The organism is Candidatus Aminicenantes bacterium (assembly GCA_026393795.1).
Classification (GTDB): domain Bacteria; phylum Acidobacteriota; class Aminicenantia; order UBA2199; family UBA2199; genus UBA2199.
Genome location: JAPKZL010000011.1, coordinates 1 through 1,612, shown reverse-complemented (window position 1 = coordinate 1,612; position 1,612 = coordinate 1). Strand labels below are relative to the sequence as shown.

The following is a 1,612-nucleotide window of genomic DNA, read 5'->3' as shown; positions in this document are numbered from 1 at the left end:
CTCAACATCTAAAACAACATGTAATAATGAAGCTTTTCTTATTCGCATATTTTCACATCTGACTACTATTGGGTTGTATCAAAATACGCTGCCGCGAGGGGCTTGATGATGTTCATCAATCGGCTGCCATTCCTCCGGCGGGCGTCCTTCTTTTGTGTGGGCGTAGTATTTTTTTGTCATTACATTCCTTAAAATAGAATGGCTGGTGAAGCTTTCTCGATCCATCACGATGTGTTCATGCCGGGCTGTTTTAAAAACAAAATAAATGACGGGAAAGCTGGTGGAGACGGAACCCTTATGTGGAATCAGAGAAGAAATTTAAGAACCATCACTGTTCTCTTTGTGCATTTTAGAAGAATGGTTTAAAAAGGAATGACCAACGGAACTTTTGCGGAGTAAGTAATCCTTTTACACCGCATAGTCAAGTGTTTTCAGGTATTTGTTTAGACATATTTGGCAAGAAAGTGCCCCTTCGTTGGAGAAGTATAGGGACAAAATAATGAGTTCCCCTGTATTATAACCCCAGATTTCTGGCCACGACGATTTTCATGATTTCATTTGTACCCGCCAGGATGCGGTTGACCCGGATGTCCCGCCAGGCGCGGGCGATGGGATATTCCTCACAGTAGCCGTAGCCGCCAAAAAGCTGCATGCACCGGTCAGCCACGCGAAAAGCCATTTCGGTGGTCCAGTATTTTGCCATGGAAACATCCGTTACGATATCCGCTCCTTCCATGTGATCCATAATCAGTTTATCGATGTAGGTCCGACCCAGTTTGATTTCTGTAGCCATTTCCGCAATCTCAAATTTGGTATGCTGGTATCTGGCAACGGGCTTCCCGAAAACTTCACGATTCTTAACGTATGAAATGGTTTCCCCCAGCATGAATTCCGCGGCAGCGACGGCGCCGATCGCAACGACCAGACGCTCCGGCTGGAGATGATTCATCAATTTTTTAAAGCCTGTTCCCTTTTCGCCAAGCCGATTCCCTTGAGGAATCCGGCAATCTGAGAAAAAAAGTTCCGCCGTATCCTGGGCATGCCAGCCGGCTTTTTTGATGCGCCTTCCTTTTTCAAAACCCGGTGTACCGGCTTCCACCAGATAGAGATCAATGGCGCTGTGGGGGGTTGTCTCAGCCGGATCTCTGGCGGCCAGGATAATCAGATCGCAGTTGATTCCGTTACTGATAAACGTCTTTTGACCGTTTATGACGATTTCGCTGCCGTCTTTCACGGCAGTTGTCCGGATCGCCGCCAGATCGCTGCCGGTATTGGGCTCCGTCATGCCGATGGCGGTGATGATATCGCCGGCGACGCATCCGGGGATATATTTTTGTTTCTGCTCTTCCGTGGCATAATCCAGAATATACGGCGTTACAACATCACTGTGCAGCCGGACGCCCAGGCCGGTGAAATTACTCTTTGCCAACTCTTCAATAATGATAACCGCATAGAGGAAATCAGCGCCGGGGCCGCCGTACCGCTCAGGTACGCCCGTGCAGAGAAAGCCCTCTTTTCCCATTTTTTTCCAGACGCTGCGCGGCACGATACCCGCTTCTTCCCATTCCTCGATATGAGGGATAATTTCCTTCTCAAGAAATTTCCGGAAGCT

2 protein-coding genes are annotated in these 1,612 nt (G+C 48.3%); one reads left to right on the top strand and one right to left on the bottom strand.

Features of this window, described 5'->3' with window-relative positions:
• Positions 1–198 precede the first annotated feature (198 nt).
• Positions 199–366 carry a hypothetical protein gene (locus tag NTW95_00530; GenBank protein ID MCX6555911.1) on the top strand — a complete coding sequence of 56 codons (168 nt, stop codon included), beginning with the start codon at positions 199–201 and terminating at the stop codon, positions 364–366.
• A gap of 148 nt (positions 367–514) precedes the next feature.
• On the opposite strand, the gene NTW95_00525 is transcribed toward NTW95_00530, so the two are convergent.
• Positions 515–1,612 (bottom strand): acyl-CoA dehydrogenase family protein (locus tag NTW95_00525; protein MCX6555910.1); only part of this gene is annotated, 1,098 nt, incomplete at its 5' end.

Coding starts and splice junctions, on each gene's coding strand:
- NTW95_00530 (MCX6555911.1), top strand. CDS start 199: ATGGCTGGTGAAGCTTTCTCGATCCATCACGATGTGTTCATGCCGGGC.